The sequence below is a fragment of the Streptomyces sp. NPDC003691 genome (assembly GCF_053981115.1).
The window spans coordinates 63,864-80,518 of the sequence record NZ_JBSFNQ010000019.1 but is presented as its reverse complement, the minus strand read 5'-3'; the positions used below and the strand labels follow the sequence as shown (position 1 = coordinate 80,518).

Here is a 16,655-nt window from a genome sequence, read left to right as displayed (position 1 = left end):
AGTGAGCAAGCGCACCTTCCAGCCGAACAACCGTCGCCGGGCGAAGACCCACGGTTTCCGTCTGCGCATGCGTACCCGTGCCGGCCGCGCGATTCTCGCGTCTCGCCGCAGCAAGGGTCGCGCTCGCCTGTCCGCCTGATCGCGTACAGGTTATGACGTGCTGCCTACCGAGAATCGGCTGAGGCGGCGCGAGGACTTCGCGGCCGCGGTACGACGAGGACGCAGGGCCGGACGGCCGTTCCTCGTCGTCCATCTACGCAGCGGTTCACCGGACCCGCACGCGCCTGGGGAGAGCGCTCCCCCGACGTGTGCGGGTTTCGTCGTGAGCAAGGCAGTGGGTGGCGCGGTTGTGCGCAACAAGGTCAAGCGCAGGCTGCGGCATCTGATACGCGACCGGCTTGCCGAGCTGCCCGCCGGTAGCCTGGTGGTCGTACGGGCGCTGCCCGGAGCGGGCGACGCCGATCACGCACAGTTGGCCCGGGACCTGGACGCCGCCTTCGAGCGGCTCCTGGGAGGGGGCGCGCGATGAAGTACCCGCTGCTGGCTCTGATCAAGCTGTACCAGTGGACGATCAGCCCCATGCTGGGGCCCGTCTGCCGGTACTACCCGTCGTGTTCCCACTACGGGTACACAGCCATCGACCGGCACGGTGCGGTGAAAGGCACAGTGCTCACCGCCTGGCGGATCCTGCGGTGCAATCCGTGGTCACCGGGCGGAGTGGATCATGTGCCCCCGCGGAAGCGTCCACGGTGGCACGAGATGCTGCGCAACGCCCTGCGGGGCAAGGACGCCCATGCCGGCACAGACAAGGGCGGGCACGGTTCCGAGGTGCCTCCGGCGCCGTCGGGAGGGGATTCCGCACCCCCGAGTCCGGCCGCAGAGACCTCGCCCAAAGCTCAAGGAGCCTGATTAGTGGACACGATTGCCAGTCTCTTCAGTTTTATCACCACACCCGTCTCGTGGATCATCGTCCAGTTCCACAAGCTCTACGGGGCGATCTTCGGCCCCGACACGGGCTGGGCCTGGGGACTGTCCATCGTGTCGCTGGTGGTCCTCATCCGTATCTGTCTGATCCCGCTCTTCGTGAAGCAGATCAAGTCGATGCGGAACATGCAGGCGCTCCAGCCGAAGATGAAGGCGATCCAGGAGCGCTACAAGAACGACCGGCAGCGCCAGTCCGAAGAGATGATGAAGCTGTACAAGGAGACGGGTACCAACCCGCTCTCCTCGTGCCTGCCGATCCTCGCCCAGTCGCCGTTCTTCTTCGCGCTCTACTACGTCCTCTCCAAGATCGCTTCCGGCGATGTGGTCGGCGTCATCAATGAGCCGCTGCTGGCCAGTGCCCGGCAGGCGCATATCTTCGGCGCTCCGCTGGCGGCCAAGTTCACGGACAGCACCGAGAAGGTGGAGGCCCTTCAGGCCTCGCTGACCGATGTCCGTGTCGTCACCGCGATCATGATCATTCTGATGTCGGCGTCGCAGTTCTACACCCAGCGCCAGCTGATGCAGAAGAACGTCGACCTGACGGTGAAGACCCCGTACATGCAGCAGCAGAAGATGCTGATGTACATCTTCCCGGTGATCTTCGCGGTCATGGGTATCAACTTCCCCGTCGGTGTCCTCGTCTACTGGCTGACCACCAACGTCTGGACCATGGGTCAGCAGATGTACGTGATCAGCCAGAACCCGACGCCCGGCAGCAAGGCCCAGGACCAGTACCTCACCCGGCTGCTGAAGACCGCCACGCACCGTGGCGAGATCGGCTCCCGCCGCCGTCGCAAGGTCGTCCAGGCGGTCGTCGCCAAGGGTCCGGACCGCAACGACAACGAGCGCAAGTTCATCACCGGTCTGGCCAAGGCCGGATTCGCGGCCCAGGCCGACGGTTCGATCGTGAAGAGCGAGACCGTCGAGACCGAGGCCGAGGCCGGTACCACCAAGCGCCAGCAGCCGAAGCGGCAGAGCAAGTCCCAGCGGCAGTCCACCAGCGCGCAGCCCTCGGACAAGGCGGAGGAGTCGGATGATTCCGGCTCCGCCGGTGCCGAGTCGAAGCCCTCGCTCCGCAAGGACACCCCGCAGAGCGCCAAGTCCAAGCAGCCCCGGGCCAACTCCGGCCGTCAGCAGCCGAAGTCCGGACAGCGCAAGGGCCCGCAGCGCCCCAAGCACCCGTCGTCCAAGAAGTAGTAGAAGGAGTCCATCCGTGACGGAAGGCACCATCCCCGCTGCCGCTGACGCTGCTGCCGAGGAAGGCGACACCCTCACCCGCCTTGAGCAGGAGGGGGAGATCGCTGCCGACTACCTCGAGGGTCTGCTCGACATCGCCGACCTCGACGGTGACATCGACATGGATGTCGAGGCGGACCGGGCCGCTGTCTCGATCATCAGCGATGCGAACGGCCGCGATCTCCAGAAGCTGGTGGGACGGGACGGCGAGGTCCTCGAAGCCCTTCAGGAGCTGACCCGTCTCGCCGTGCACCGTGAGACGGGTGACCGCAGCCGGCTGATGCTGGACATCGCGGGCTTCCGGGCCAAGAAGCGCACCGAGCTGGCCGAGCTGGGTGCCAAGGCGGCCGACGAGGTGAAGAGCACCGGCGAGCCGGTCAAGCTCAAGCCGATGACGCCGTTCGAGCGCAAGGTCGTGCATGACGCGGTCGCCGCGGCGGGTCTGCGCAGTGAGTCGGAGGGCGAGGAGCCGCAGCGCTTCGTCGTCGTACTCCCCGCCTGACCCTGATCGTTCCCTCGGCCCCGTCTGTAGCGCAGACGGGGCCGATCTTTGTCAGCCTGATAGTCAGCCACCACGATCCATGAAGCGATAGTGCGGTACGGAAGGACGGTTCCCGTGACGGAGGCAGCGGAGCTTCCCCAGGCGCCCGAAGCGGCGCGAAGGGTCTTCGGAGAGTACTTTCCGGAAGCCGTTCGCTATGCGGAGCTGCTGGCCGATGCCGGGGTCAAGCGCGGTCTGATCGGCCCCCGTGAGGTGCCCCGGCTCTGGGAGCGCCATCTGCTGAACTGCGCGGTGCTGTCCGAGGTGGTACCCGAGGGCGTCTCGGTCTGTGATGTGGGTTCCGGCGCCGGGCTGCCCGGTATCCCGCTGGCGCTGGTCCGCCCCGATCTCAGGATCACGCTCCTGGAGCCGCTGCTGCGGCGTACCAACTTCCTCCAGGAGGTCGTGGAACTGCTGGGTCTCGACCATGTGACCGTGGTCCGGGGCCGGGCCGAGGAAGTCCTCGGAAAGGTTCCCCCGGTCCATGTGGTCACGGCCCGGGCCGTGGCGCCTCTCGACCGGCTGGCGGGCTGGGGGGTTCCCCTGCTCCGTCCCTATGGGGAGATGCTGGCGCTCAAGGGCGATACCGCTGAGGAGGAGCTGCGGGGAGCCCGTGCCGCGCTGAGCAAGCTCGGGGTTGTGGAGACCTCGGTGCTTCAGGTGGGCGAAGGGCTGGTCGATCCGCTCTCCACCGTGGTGCGGGTGGAGGTCGGGGAGAGCCCCGGAGGGGTGCGTTTCGCGGCGAAGCGAGCCAAGGCCGCCCGGGTCAGCCGCACCCGACGGCGCCGCTGAGGGCTCCCGTACGTACGTATGCCGGAGTGTCGTCCGGGCGTCGCGGGGCGCCACGGGCATCGTGTTTCACGTGAAACGTCGCTCTCTGCTGCAAGGAATCATCAGCCGCGGGCGTGCTGCCGCCCCGATTCGGAACCGGAGACCCCTCTCAGGGGTCACAAAGTTGTCCACAGAAGTGGATTCATCCACAGAAGCACGGGCCTCGCTGGTTCATGACCCCGAAAGCATGGCAGGCTCTGTTCATCGCGAGCCTGAAGTCGAGGAGAGTGAATCCTTGCGGTCCGACGCCAACATCGCGGGACCGATGACCGATCCGGTCCCCGGTCCCCGTACCGAGTCGCCCGGAGACGATGTTTCACGTGAAACACCGGCCCCGATGGATGACACCCCCATCGGCCGAGCCGCCCAGCTGGCCGTAGAGGCCCTGGGCCGAGCCGGTGAAGGTCTGCCCCGACCCGAGCAGACTCGTGTGATGGTGGTCGCCAACCAGAAGGGCGGCGTGGGCAAGACCACCACCACGGTCAATCTCGCCGCCTCTCTCGCCTTGCACGGTGCGCGTGTTCTGGTGATCGACCTCGATCCCCAGGGCAATGCCTCCACAGCGCTGGGTATCGACCATCACGCCGAAGTGCCGTCGATCTATGACGTCCTGGTGGAGAGCAAGCCGCTCTCCGAAGTGGTCCAGCCCGTCCCCGACGTCGAAGGGCTCTTCTGCGCCCCCGCCACGATCGATCTCGCCGGTGCGGAGATTGAACTGGTGTCGCTGGTGGCGCGGGAGAGCAGGCTTCAGCGGGCGATCCAGGCCTATGAGCAGCCACTGGACTATGTGCTGATCGACTGCCCGCCTTCCCTCGGTCTGCTGACGGTCAATGCCATGGTCGCCGGTGCCGAGGTGCTGATCCCCATCCAGTGCGAGTACTACGCGCTGGAGGGCCTGGGCCAGTTGCTGCGGAACGTCGATCTGGTACGCGGGCACCTCAACCCCGCCCTCCATGTATCGACGATCCTTCTCACCATGTACGACGGCCGTACCCGGCTGGCCTCCCAGGTGGCCGACGAGGTTCGCAGCCACTTCGGTGAGGAAGTGCTGCGGACCAATATTCCGCGGTCCGTCCGGATCTCGGAGGCGCCCAGCTATGGGCAGACGGTGCTGACCTACGACCCGGGTTCCAGCGGGGCCCTGTCGTATCTGGAGGCGGCCCGGGAAATCGCCCTGCGCGGAGTAGGCCTTCAGTACGACCCGCACCATGCCCATGTGGGCGCAGAGAACCAACGGCAGAACATCTCGGAGGGGATCCAGTGAGCGAGCGACGTAGAGGGTTGGGGCGTGGGCTCGGTGCCCTGATCCCTGGCGCTCCCCAGGAGAGGCCGGCCACCTCGGGGCCCGTGCTGAGCTCGACCGGGTCGATTCCGGTGCTGGCCGAACAGCGTGGTGTCGCGGCGGCCAAGGTGGCCACGCTGCCGTCGGCGGCCGTGGCCCCCGATTCCACCGTCGGCTCCGTCGGAGTGGAGGAATCGTCCGCACTGATGACGCCCTCCGGTGCTCACTTCGCCGAAGTGCTGCTGGATGCCATCACCCCCAATCCGCAGCAGCCTCGTGAGATCTTCGACGAGGACGCGCTGGCCGAACTGGTTACCTCCATCAAGGAGGTCGGACTGCTTCAGCCGGTTGTCGTTCGGCAGACCGGTCCCGAGCGCTTTGAACTGATCATGGGCGAGCGCCGCTGGCGCGCCTGCCGTGAGGCCGGTCTGGAGCGGATTCCCGCGATCGTCCGGGAGACGGAGGACGAGAAGCTCCTCCTGGACGCGCTGCTGGAGAACCTCCACCGCGCCCAGCTCAATCCGCTGGAGGAGGCTGCTGCCTACGACCAGCTGCTGAAGGACTTCAACTGCACCCACGATCAGCTCGCCGACCGGATCGGCCGGTCGCGTCCGCAGGTCTCCAACACCCTGCGTCTGCTGAAGCTGGCTCCCACGGTCCAGCGGCGGGTGGCCGCCGGAGTGCTGACGGCCGGGCACGCCCGTGCGCTGCTGTCGGTGGAAGACCATGAGGAGCAGGACAAGCTGGCCCGGCGGATCGTGGCCGAAGGGCTCTCGGTGCGCTCGGTCGAGGAGATCGTCACCCTCCTCGGCTCCGATCCGCAGAGCACGGTGAAGCCGAAGAAGAGCCCTCGGGCCGGTGCCCGGGTCTCCCCCGCACTGACCGATCTGGCTACCCGGCTCTCCGACCGCTTCGAGACGAGAGTGAAGGTCGACCTGGGGCAGAAGCGCGGGAAGATCGTCGTCGAGTTCGCCTCGATGGAGGACCTGGAGCGCATCCTCGGCACTCTTGCCCCCGGCGAGGACCGCGTCCTGGAGCAGGGGCTCTCCCAGGGCGGACAGGACGCCGACGACTGATCCCGTCGCCCGCCGGGCGGTCGGGGAGAACAGGGAGGCGCGGACGCTATGGGCCGTCGACTGGTGCCCCTCACCCTGGACAATCTCCCGGACTTGCCCAAGCGCTGCCGCTCCTGTGTCTTCTGGGAGCTGGACCCGGTCAGCGGTGATGCCGCGGCCAAGGCGGGCCGGCCGGAGCTGGAGAAAGAAGCCTGGATCTCCGCGGTGCTGCTGGAATGGGGATCCTGCGGCCGGGTCGTCTATGTCGACGAGGTCGCGGTCGGCTTCGTTCTCTATGCTCCGCCCGCCTATGTGCCGCGGTCCCTGGCCTTTCCGACCAGCCCGGTGTCCCCGGACGCCGTCCAGTTGATGACCTCCTGGATCAACCCGGGATTCCAGGGCCAGGGGATCGGCCGGGTCCTGGTGCAGACCGTCGCCAAGGATGTTCTGCGCCGGGGCTTCAAAGCCGTCGAAGCCTTCGGCGATGCGCGCTGGCAGCAGCCTGCCTGTCTCCTTCCCGCCGACCATCTGACCGCGGTGGGATTCAAAACGGTCCGTCCGCATGCCTCCTATCCACGGCTGAGGCTGGAGCTGAGAAATACGCTCTCCTGGAAGGAGGACGTCGAGCAGGCGCTGGACCGGCTGCTCGGCGCGGTCCAGAAGGAGCCGGTGCTGCGACCGCTCTGACCCCGGCAACAGCGAAGGGCCCACCCGACCGGGTGGGCCCTCCGTCATGTTTCACGTGAAACACCGGGCGCGCAGGCGCCACTGACTAGCCGATGAAGTTCTCCAGGTCGCGAACGATCGCGGCCTTCGGCTTGGCACCGACGATCGTCTGCACGACCTCGCCGTCCTTGTAGACGTTGAGGGTCGGGATGGACATGACGCCGTACTTGGCCGCCGTGGCCGGGTTCTCGTCGATGTTGAGCTTGACGACCTCGATCTTGTCGCCGTGCTCGGCGGCGATGGCTTCGAGGGACGGTGCGATCTGACGGCACGGGCCGCACCAGGCCGCCCAGAAGTCCACCAGAACAGGCTTGCCGCTCTTGAGGACATCCTCTTCGAAGGAGTCGTCCGTTACGTTCTTCAGCACGCCGGCCACGGCGGGCCTCCTTTGATCAACTGTTGTGGGGTGAGGAGAGTGGTCCGGGCAGGCCCTCCAACGGGCCCGATCGGATCAGTGAGAGTTGTCGGCGTCGGCCAGTGCGGCCAGGAAACGCTCGGCGTCGAGCGCGGCGGAGCATCCGGTGCCGGCAGCCGTGATCGCCTGGCGGTAGGTGTGGTCGACGACATCGCCCGCGGCGAAGACGCCGGTGAGGTTGGTACGGGTGGAGGGCGCCTCGACCTTGAGGTACCCCTCGTCGTCCAGGTCGAGCTGGCCCTTGAACAGCTCGGTCCGCGGGTCGTGGCCGACGGCGATGAACAGTCCCGTGACCGCCAGCTCGGAGGTCTCGCCCGTCTTGGTGTTGCGCAGGGTCAGACCGGTGAGCTTCTGCTCGCCGTGGATCTCGGCGACCTCGCTGTCCCAGGCAAACGTGATCTTCGGGTCGGCGAAGGCGCGGTCCTGCATGGCCTTCGAGGCCCGCAGGCTGTCCCGCCGGTGGACGATCGTCACCGACTTGGCGAACCGGGAAAGGAAGGTGGCCTCCTCCATCGCGGTGTCCCCACCGCCGATCACGGCGATGTCCTGGTCCTTGAAGAAGAAGCCGTCGCAGGTGGCGCACCAGGAGACACCACGTCCGGAGAGAGCGTCCTCGTTCGGCAGACCGAGCTTGCGGTGCTGGGAGCCGGTGGTGACGATCACGGCCTTGGCCCGGTGGACGGTGCCCGCGGTGTCGGTCACGGTCTTGATCTCACCGCTGAGGTCGACGGAGACCACATCGTCCGGAATCAGCTCGGCACCGAAGCGCTCGGCCTGCGCCCGCATGTTGTCCATGAGGTCCGGCCCCATGATGCCGTCGCGGAAACCGGGGAAGTTCTCGACGTCGGTGGTGTTCATCAGGGCGCCACCGGCGGTCACCGCTCCCTCGAATACCAGGGGCTTCAGGGAGGCCCGTGCGGTATAGAGCGCCGCCGTATAACCGGCGGGTCCGGAGCCGATGATGATCACGTTTCGGACGTCGCTCACGGGTCTCTTCCTCGTCTCTGCAGGCTGTCTGCTGACTATTGGCCGGGGCAATGGCTCTCACCCCACCCAACGGATCCTAAGGGGGATGCATTCCCGTGCTGTCACGCAGCGCGCTCGGAACCGTCAGTGACGGGAGAAGGACTCCGTCAGCAGGACCTTTCCGGGGGCCTGGGACGAGCCACTCGTACAACCGGCATCAATGACGAAGGCATCGACCCGCTGGATGTCCCCGTTGGCCGGCAGAACCAGAAGAAAGGCATCGGTGCCCTGATAGCGGCCCCGCTCCACCGCGATCGGAAGCATGGTGCGGCCGGTGCCCCGCTGAACGCAGGAGGGCACCGCGGGGTCATTGCCGGTATGTCCGCCCAGCTCCGTGCCCGGTACTCCGGGGGCGGGTGAGTCCGACTCCTCACCGGCGGTCATGGCATGCCCCCGGTCACCCTGGATGGCGGGACGCGTGAGCAGATCCCGGACCCTGCTCTCCAGGCCCGTCGCGGAGAACTCCCCCGGAGCGGCCGACGAAGCGAGAGTCCGGCCCGCGCTCGGAGGGCCCTCCGGGTCCCCGCTCCGGAGAAGGAACACACCGACGCCTACGGCGGCGATACCGACGAGGGCTCCCAGTACCGAACCCCGCCGCCTGCGGCGCTGTGCGGCGGTCCGGCCCGGACCGGTGGCACCGCGGGCGCGGCCGGCCGGACGGGTCGCGGCACCGGCGGCCCCGGATGGGCTCTGGGCCGAGTCGGCAGGATCTCCGGAGGACGATGTTTCACGTGAAACATGCCCGGGACGATGCCCGGCATCGAGCAGGGCCTCGGCAGCCAGTGCGGCGTCGATCCGCTGGGCCACATCGACCGGCATCCGGGGTGTGCCCGGGACGGCCCCCAGGAGCGTACGGATCTCTTCCAGAGACGTCCTGACATCCGCGCACAGTTCACAGGCGGCCAGATGCCGCCGCAGTGGCCCGCTCTGCGCGGGGGAGAGCAGCCCCTCGGTGAGATCGGAGATCTCGGATACATCCGGATGCTGAGTCATGTCGGCCGTGGATGTCACGTGCGTCCACCTCCGCCCTTCACAGCAGCAGGATCGGTCGGCCCTGCGTCCTTGTGGCCCGTCGCCGGTGGGACGGCTGCCCCCGGCGTCCGGTTCCTTCCCCGGCCGGGATCATCACTATCCCCGGAGGTGCCGCGCAGATGGGTGACCAGAGGAAGCAGCTTTGCCCGGCCCCGTGCGCAGCGGCTCTTCACCGTGCCCGGAGGGACGTTCAGTACCTCCGCGGCCTCCGCGACGGAGTAGCCCTGCATATCCACCAGTACCAGGGCCGCCCGCTGCTCCGCCGGGAGTTTCCCCAGGGCGGCCAGCAGCTGGCGGTTCAGGTCCCGGCGCTCCGCCGGTGCCGCCGCGGACTCATGGGGTTCGAGTAGCTGTTCCAGCCGCTCGGTGTCCTCGACGGGCGAGGTCCTCCGGGAAGCGGACTTACGGGCCCGGTCGAGACAGGCGTTGACCGTGATCCGGTGGAGCCAGGTGGTGACGGCGGACTGGCCCCTGAAGGTGTGAGCGGCTCTGAAGGCGGAGACCAGGGCGTCCTGTACCGCGTCCGCGGCCTCTTCGCGGTCTCCCAGGGTGCGCAGGGCGACGGCCCAGAGCCGGTCGCGGTGCCGCCGGACCAGCTCACCGAAGGCGTCGGGATGTCCCGCGACATGACGGGCCAGAAGCTCGGAGTCGCTGACTGTGTGGGACGCCTCCGTCGTCACGGCCTCCCCCTCTGGTCGGTCCCGTTCGGCGCCTGGAAGCATCAGCTCCGGCCCGGTCTGTCTATCACGATTCCCCTGGGGAGAGGCAGAGCACCGGGGAATCCAGGGCCGGGACCCCGGTGGCGGGCAGAGCCCGCCGAACCGGGGGTCAGCGACCCAGAATCCTGATCTCCGAGACGCCGCCCCGATAGCGGTTCGCCTGTGCGGTGGGCGGCAGTTCGGTGATCCGGATCAGCACATAGCGCGTCCGGACGGGAGCGTCGAACGTTTCCTTCAGCTTCTGGCCGACCGTCTGCTCCGGGGTGAGCCGTTGGCCGAAGTCCGCGAGCGAGGACGGATCCGAGGCGTTCTCACCGGCGGCCAGGACTTCCGCCTTCTGGCCGGCGCGGTACAGGTCGATATCGACTCCGGCGACCTCCCGGACGGTGCCGAGGTCGACGATGATCCCGCTGCCCTGACGACGGCTGGGGATGTTGCCGAAGTTCGGGTAGTTCCGGTACTCGGGTGTCACCCAGGACGTTGCGGGGTCGCCGTCGACGGTGAGGGGTGCCTCGTGCTGCTGTATGCCGGAGCCACTGGGCTTGAACTCCGAGGCGTGGTCGACGGCGATCGGCCGGGCGGGCGGCTTCGGCTTCTCGTCGCCCCCGGCGGGCGGTGCCTCGGTGGCGGGACCGGACCCCTTCTCCCGGTCCAGCAGCTTCTCCGAGATCTGCCAGCTTCCGAGCCCCAGCGCTGCGATCAGCAGCGCGGCGACGGTCCACTTGAGCGCTTTGCCCGCGCGGCTCTCCAGGGGCGCGGGAGGAATCGGAACCGGATGCGGGAGAACGGGTCCACCGGGCCGTACGGCGCCGGGGCGGCCGTAGTTGCCCTGCTGGTAGGTGGTGCGCTGGTACTCCGGCGGAGCGGCGAACGCGGGCTCCGGCGGCCTGATACGCGGCATCTCCGCGACGGCCTTGGCCAGCTCCTCCGGAGTGGTGCAGGGCGGGTCCTGACGGGAGGCGGTGGCGCCGTTGTTGACCAGGGCGCGCATGGAGAGTTCGGAGAGCCCGCGATGGACCCCCGCCCGCACCTGGTCGGGCGGGAGCAGCCCGATGCCCTTGGGCAGTCCCGAGAGACCGTAGGCGTCGTTCTCGTAAGGCCAGCGCTGGGTCAGTGCGGCGTAGAGCAGCGCCCCGATGGCCTCGGTGTCGGTGCGCTGGGGATGGTCGGCGCTGATGCCGCGCAGTGCGGCGTTCACCGCGAGCCCACGGATCCGGTACTGGCCGCTGGAGGTCCGCAGCACGGCGCCGGGGGTGAGCTTGAGATGCGAGAGCCCCTCGCGATGGGCCGCCGCCATGGCCTGGGAGACCTGGTCGACGAGCCGGTATGCCTCGTGCGGCTCCAGGGCGCCCATGGCAAGCAGGGTGGTCAGCTCGGTGGCATCGGGAAGCCACTCGTGGACGACATAGACGAGGTCGTTCTCCTCGACCGCGTCCAGCACCATGACGAACCGGGGGTCGCCCAGGAGGGCGGCGGAGCGTGCGGCGGCGAGCACGGAACGGGCCCGGGAGTGATCGGCCGGGAGCGCATGGACCCCGACCGCCCGGCGCAGCTTCTCGTCCACGGCACGCCAGCTGCTGAAGCCGTCCAGCCGGGTGATGCACTCCTCGAGGCGGTAGCGCTTGGCAAGCTTGTGGCCGCTGTGCAGCTCGGGGGTCGCGGCGGCGGGCTCTGCGGCCTTCTGCGCGCCGTCTTTGGTGTCCGCGCCGCCCTTGCCGACCGCGCTGTCCGCGCCCTCGTCGGGGTTCTGGTCACCGGGGACGGGCAGTTCCGCGGTCGTCTCCGATCCGGCAGCACCGTCGGCCGTGGCGTCCTCCGCCTGCGCGGTCGGCGGTTCGTTCCCGCCGTTGTCGGCCACGTCGACGGCAGCCGTGCTACGTTCCGCCACCGTCGCTCCTGCCTCCCCATCCGTTGCGCACAAATCAACAGCCATGCCAATTGTGCCCACAGTCCACTGCTATGCACGACACACGGCCCCTGGCGATGGTTGTGCGGAAGCGGTTCGAATGCGCCCCGGCTCGTGTCTCAGCGGCCGAGCCGGCCGCGGACCATGCCCACCATGGAGTTCAGCTCTTCGATGCGCATCCGGCGGGCCGCCAGGAAGAACACGCCGAGGAGGACGATTCCGCCGCCGACGAGCGCGACCAGGGAGGGCAGAGCACCGCTGCCGAGGAGCTTGATGATGCCGAAGGCGGTGGCACCGCCGAGAAGCGCCGCGGGCAGCGAGGCGATGCAGAGCCTGGTGTACGTGCGCATGACGTGAGCGCCGTCCAGATCACCGCCCAGCCGCTTTCTCAGCCGGCTCCAGGCGACTCCCACGCCGATCATGTAGGCCAGGCCGTAGGAGGCGGCCATGCCGACGACGGCCCAGCGGGCGGGCAGGAGGAGGAAGCTGAGACCGGCGGCGCCCGCGTTGATCAGGGCGACGATGACGGTGTTGTAGAAGGGCGTCCTGGTGTCCTCGTAGGCGTAGAAGCCGCGGAGGACGACGTACTGCACGGAGTACGGAATCAGTCCGAGCCCGAAGGCCATCAGGGTGAATCCGATGTTCCTGGCGCCCTCGGCGCCCGATCCGGCGTACATCAGCCCCGCCATCGGGACACCCAGGGCGAAGAAGGCGAACGCCGAGGGCACGATCGCGACGGCGGAGGTGCGGAGGCCGTAGGAGATGTCGTCCCGGACGGCGGCCGCGTCGCCGTCGTGGGCGGAGCGGGAGATCCGGGGCAGGACCGCGGTCATCACGGAGACCGTGATGATGGCCTGGGGGAGCTGCCAGAGCAGCAGGGCGAAGTTGTAGGCGGTGATACCGGTGCCGGTGAAGCCGTGCTTCTCGGCGGTGGCGCCCGCCGAGGTGGCGAGCTGGGTGACGACGATCATGCCGAGCTGATTGGCCAGCACGAAGAAGAGGGTCCACTTCGCCAGCCCGGCCGCCTTGCCCAGCCCCTGTCCGCGCCAGTCGAACCGCAGCCTCATCCGGAAGCCCGCGTCGCGCAGGTAGGGAAGCATCGCCAGAGCCTGGACCACCAGACCGAGCATGGTGCCGATACCGAGGAGCCGGACACCTTCCGGGGTGATCGTGGTGGTGTTGACACCGGAGGTGGTGAAGCTGCCGAACGCCCAGATGAAGGCGGCGAACGAAGCGATGATCACCACGTTGTTGAGGACCGGGGTCCACATCATGGCGCCGAAGCGGCCACGGGCGTTGAGGATCTGCCCGAGCACCACATGGATGCCCATGAAGAAGATGGTCGGCAGGCAGTAGCGGGCGAAAGCGACGGCCACCTCCTTCTTCTGCGGGTCGGAGGCGATCGTCGGCGACATCATGGTGACGAGCAGCGGGGCCGCCACCACACAGAAGACGGTCACCCCGGCCAGCAGGACGACGACAAGGGTGAGCAGCCGGTTGGCATAGGCCTCGCCCCCGTCCTCGTCGTTCTTCATCGCCCGGACGAGCTGAGGGATGAAGACCGCGTTCAGGGCACCGCCGCCGACCAGCACGTAGATCATCGTCGGCAGCACATTGGCGACCTGGTAGGTGTCGCTGAGTACGCCGACACCGATGGCGGCGGCCATCACGAGGTTGCGGAGGAAGCCGGTGAGACGGGAGACGATCGTGCCCGCGGCCATCACCGCGCTCGACTTCGCCAGACTGGAGACCCGACCGCCGGAACGCTTCGGGGCGGCCGGGGCGGGCATCGGCTCCGGTGCGGGCGCCGGGACCGTCTTGGCGCTGTTCTGCTGGTCCCGGAAGAGATGGGCGAAGGCGTCCTGCTGCGGCTGATCGTCGGCGGCATTGCTGACCAGGTCGTCCACGCCGGTGTACTGCGTGGTCCGGGCGTCGTCGCCGTACGGGAGATGCCGCGAGGGGCCCGACGGCTCCGGCGGCGGGGTGTGCGCCCAGACCCGGGGGTCCGGCGCGTAGTCCGACGGAGGCGGCTGCTGGTAGAGCGGCTGCTGGTCGGGGTAGGTGCCGGGCGGCGGCGGAGGGTGCGAGGCACGGTCGTAGAGGGCCTCGGCCACCGGGTCCTGGGCGGAGAGGTCCTGCGCCCGGTAGGGATCCTGGGCGTAGGCGTCCCCCAGGTAGGGGTCGTGCGCCGCGTCGTAGCCGGGCTGCTGCCCCGCCGGGTCGTACGGGTACGGGGCCTGCTGCTGGTACTGGGCGGGGTCGTAGGTGTACGGCCGGCCGTCCGCGTCGTGGGCGGGACCGTAGCCGGGGTGCTGGGCGTGGGCGGGCAGGGTCGGGTCGTGGGCGTACGGGGGCTGCGGCGGTGGCGGCTGGTCCGCCGGGTTCGCCCCGGCGCCCTGACCGCGGTCACCGTCGTACGGCGCGTTCATTGCTACCCCACCTCATCGTCCCCGGCCGGTGGCCACGACATCGCTCAACGGTCCACTTTCTCACCCGCGCGCGATCGGTTGCCGCTTTCCGGTCGGGTGTCCGGTGTCGGGTCACTCGCCTGCCCGGGATCGGCCGCGTCGTCACCGCCTCCGGGGGGCTCCGTACCGTCCGGAGCGGCGTCTCCGCCGGGCTCGGTGCCCGGCCCGTCGGCGGGGGTGTCACGGGCCGCCGCCCGCTTGCGCTGGGTGTACATCCGGACACCGGCGAGCACCAGGAGCAGCACACCGCCCGCGATGACCAGCAGCACGGTGGGGGTGGCCTCGGAGACCTGCACCGTGAACTGCATCGCCGGCCCGTAGAGCTTGCCGTCCTCCGTGTAGAGCTGCGCCGTCAGCCGCACCTGGCCGTTGGCGTTGGCCTTGGCATCGAACTTCACGGACTGGCTGTGGCCGCCCTTGATCTCGATGGGCCGCTCGGCGATGCCGCGGCCGCCGTCGAGGCTGAGCCGGGCTCCGTTGTCGGAGCTGAGCCGCAGAACCAGATTGTCGACGTCCTGGACCAGCCGGTTCTGGACGGTCACCGGGATGGTGGCGCTGCGGCCGGAGAGCGTGATCTGCGACTTCTCGATGAGCTGGACCTCGCCGACGAGCCGGTCGAGGTTCTCCCGCACCCCGGCGCGATACGCCTCGGCGGCCTGGCGCTGGCCCCGCCACGCGGTGGACATCTCCCGGTCGATCGCCCGCGAGAACGGGGTCTCCACCCGATCCCGGGCGGTGAGGATGAGGGTGAAGTTGTCGAGGTTCTCCTGGGTGCCGTGGATCTGCTCGAAGGCGCTCACGGGCAGCTCGCGCTTGCGCAGCGCCTCGGGGTACTGGGAGCCCGGCGGTACCCGCCGGTTCGCACCGCTGTCGGGCTTTGCCTCCGCGGCCGCGAGCAGATCGGAGGGCTCGGTCCAGAGCCGTCCGCCGAGCCCCTGGAGGGCGCGCGCCATGGACTGGGCCTGCGAGGTGGTGGGCATCCGCTGGGGGGCCACAACGACGCTGCGGGCCCCCGGGGCGTCGTCCTGGAGGGCGACCGCCAGGGTCTGGGCCAGGAAGCGCTGGACGGCGAGCGTGGACTCGCCGCTGTCGAGCATGTTCCCCTCGAACGCCTTCGACAGCCGGGCGTCGGCGACGACGGCGGTGGTTCCGCCGCCGATCGGCCGGGCGGCGGACGCCGTGTACGGAAGGTCGTCGCGGAGGCTGTCGCTGCGGGCGATCACATGGTCGGCCCCCGCCGAGGTGGCCACGTTCACGATGGACGAGTCGATCGCCCCGTCGACGGGCCAGGCGAAGTCCACGGACGGCTTCACATGCAGGATCGTCTCCACCGTCAGACCCGCCACCTCGGTGGCGTCCAGCAGCCGTCCGAGGGTGCCGGAGACCTGGGTGCCGCGGTGAGCCAGGGACGCCAGATCCGGGTCCGCGTAGGGAAGGGCGATCACCTTGCGGCTCTGGACCGCGGCCTCCAGGGAGCTGAGCCACTGCTTGGCGACCGCCTGGTTGCGGCCCGGCACGGTCTCCTCGCCGTCTCCGCCGTCCTTCACCCGGTAGTTCCGGGTCATGGCGTCGACGGTGGCCAGCAGGTCGGGATCGATGACCCAGGTGACCGGCAGCTCACGGCCGAGGGACACCATCTGCCCCAGCCGGCCCTCGGGGGAGATCTCCTTGGCCAGCGACTCGTCCTCGAAGACCGGTGTCCGCTGCTCGTCCGATCCGACCTCGGACGTCAGATGGGTCGAGGAGATCAGCGGCCAGAGGTAGGTGAGGCGGGGCTTCTTCTCCAGGGCGTCGGGCTGCCAGGGGAGGAAGGTCCGCTCGATGCCCAGGACCTGCCGGTAGGAGACTCCGCGGCTGCGCCCCGAGAGGCTGACCCCGAGCTGGTAGACGCCCTCCTCACCCAGCCCGAGCTCCTCGACCGGCACCGACACGGTGAAGTCCCGGCTGATGCCCGGGGCCAGGGAGGGAAGCTTCACGGTGTACCGGTCGCCCACGGACGGGCCGTCGGCCGCACGGTCGTAGCCCGTGCGCTTCGCCGCCCGGTCGATACCGGTACGGCCGTTCAGCGGCCGGTCCCCGATATGGAGGTCGATCTCGGGGCTGCTGACGGGGCCCTTGGTCCGGTTGACCACAGTCCCGGATACGGTGAGGGTCCCGTCCTCCTCCGGCACGCTCGGGGAGAGTGTGGTGAGACTCACATCCACCGAACGCGGACCCGAGGCGGCCGGAGCGGCTTCCGCGGCGGGCGCGGAGGCTCCCAGGAGCCCCGCGACCACAGGGGCGGCGGCAAGGGCGCAGACGGCCCTGCGGAGCCACCGACGGGCAGGCACGGGGGTCATCCTCCGGAAGTCTGCCGCCTCGGCCACGCGCTCGTCCGTCCCTTGTCGTCTGCTGTCGTCAGGTCGCTGTCGCTCATTGCGTCCACGCATGGTAA

The 16,655-nt window shown here is 69.0% G+C and carries 16 protein-coding genes; 9 read left to right on the top strand and 7 right to left on the bottom strand.

The genetic code is table 11. From position 1 onward, the window contains the following. The first annotated feature begins 1 nt into the window (after position 1). The 9 genes from rpmH (at position 2) to ACWDR0_RS12455 (ending at position 6,616) form a co-directional block, all read left to right on the top strand. Entirely contained in the window at positions 2-139 is a 138-nt protein-coding gene (rpmH, locus tag ACWDR0_RS12495; RefSeq protein WP_003956500.1) for a 50S ribosomal protein L34, read from the top strand. An 18-nt stretch (positions 140-157) separates the two neighbouring features. Continuing rightward, the gene (gene rnpA / locus ACWDR0_RS12490) at positions 158-529 is read left to right on the top strand and encodes a ribonuclease P protein component (protein ID WP_456351625.1); all 372 of its coding nucleotides are present in this window, start codon (positions 158-160) and stop codon (positions 527-529) included. Next, complete coding sequence (gene yidD, locus ACWDR0_RS12485) at positions 526-909, top strand: membrane protein insertion efficiency factor YidD (RefSeq protein ID WP_456351624.1); 384 nt, start codon at positions 526-528, stop codon at positions 907-909. The genes rnpA and yidD overlap by 4 nt, the downstream gene beginning before the upstream one ends. 3 nt (positions 910-912) lie before the next feature. After that, positions 913-2,181 (top strand): membrane protein insertase YidC, encoded by a 1,269-nt coding sequence (yidC, locus tag ACWDR0_RS12480; protein WP_456351623.1) that lies wholly within the window; start codon positions 913-915, stop codon positions 2,179-2,181. 16 nt (positions 2,182-2,197) lie between these two features. After that, on the top strand, positions 2,198-2,722 hold the full coding sequence (locus ACWDR0_RS12475; protein WP_456351622.1) for a Jag family protein: 525 nt from the start codon (positions 2,198-2,200) through the stop codon (positions 2,720-2,722). 114 nt (positions 2,723-2,836) lie between these two features. Then, positions 2,837-3,553, top strand: coding sequence for a 16S rRNA (guanine(527)-N(7))-methyltransferase RsmG (gene rsmG / locus ACWDR0_RS12470; RefSeq protein WP_456351621.1), 717 nt, complete (start codon positions 2,837-2,839; stop codon positions 3,551-3,553). 226 nt (positions 3,554-3,779) lie between these two features. Continuing rightward, a complete protein-coding gene (locus ACWDR0_RS12465) occupies positions 3,780-4,856 on the top strand; it encodes a ParA family protein (protein WP_456351645.1) in 1,077 nt (358 codons plus the stop codon). Further along, the gene (locus tag ACWDR0_RS12460; RefSeq protein ID WP_456351620.1) at positions 4,853-5,950 is read left to right on the top strand and encodes a ParB/RepB/Spo0J family partition protein; all 1,098 of its coding nucleotides are present in this window, start codon (positions 4,853-4,855) and stop codon (positions 5,948-5,950) included. Before ACWDR0_RS12465 ends, ACWDR0_RS12460 begins: the two co-directional genes overlap by 4 nt. 48 nt (positions 5,951-5,998) lie before the next feature. Beyond that, entirely contained in the window at positions 5,999-6,616 is a 618-nt protein-coding gene (locus tag ACWDR0_RS12455) for a GNAT family N-acetyltransferase (protein ID WP_456351619.1), read from the top strand. An 85-nt stretch (positions 6,617-6,701) separates the two neighbouring features. Here ACWDR0_RS12455 and trxA read toward each other — a convergent pair whose 3' ends face one another. The 7 genes from trxA to ACWDR0_RS12420 form a co-directional block, all read right to left on the bottom strand. Beyond that, positions 6,702-7,031, bottom strand: coding sequence for a thioredoxin (gene trxA, locus ACWDR0_RS12450; RefSeq protein ID WP_456351618.1), 330 nt, complete (start codon positions 7,029-7,031; stop codon positions 6,702-6,704). Positions 7,032-7,106: 75 nt separating this feature from the next. Further along, positions 7,107-8,057 carry a thioredoxin-disulfide reductase gene (trxB, locus tag ACWDR0_RS12445; protein WP_456351617.1) on the bottom strand — a complete coding sequence of 317 codons (951 nt, stop codon included), beginning with the start codon at positions 8,055-8,057 and terminating at the stop codon, positions 7,107-7,109. A 123-nt stretch (positions 8,058-8,180) separates the two neighbouring features. Next, positions 8,181-9,089, bottom strand: a complete 909-nt coding sequence (locus ACWDR0_RS12440) for a hypothetical protein (RefSeq protein ID WP_456351616.1) — start codon at positions 9,087-9,089, stop codon at positions 8,181-8,183. A gap of 14 nt (positions 9,090-9,103) precedes the next feature. Beyond that, positions 9,104-9,850 carry an RNA polymerase sigma factor SigM gene (gene sigM, locus ACWDR0_RS12435; RefSeq protein ID WP_456351615.1) on the bottom strand — a complete coding sequence of 249 codons (747 nt, stop codon included), beginning with the start codon at positions 9,848-9,850 and terminating at the stop codon, positions 9,104-9,106. A 106-nt stretch (positions 9,851-9,956) separates the two neighbouring features. Continuing rightward, a complete protein-coding gene (locus ACWDR0_RS12430; RefSeq protein ID WP_456351614.1) occupies positions 9,957-11,735 on the bottom strand; it encodes a protein kinase family protein in 1,779 nt (592 codons plus the stop codon). 137 nt (positions 11,736-11,872) lie between these two features. Then, the gene (gene murJ, locus ACWDR0_RS12425) at positions 11,873-14,182 is read right to left on the bottom strand and encodes a murein biosynthesis integral membrane protein MurJ (protein ID WP_456351613.1); all 2,310 of its coding nucleotides are present in this window, start codon (positions 14,180-14,182) and stop codon (positions 11,873-11,875) included. Between the two features lie 44 nt (positions 14,183-14,226). After that, on the bottom strand, positions 14,227-16,587 hold the full coding sequence (locus tag ACWDR0_RS12420) for a DUF6049 family protein (RefSeq protein ID WP_456351612.1): 2,361 nt from the start codon (positions 16,585-16,587) through the stop codon (positions 14,227-14,229). Between the last annotated feature and the right edge of the window lie 68 nt (positions 16,588-16,655).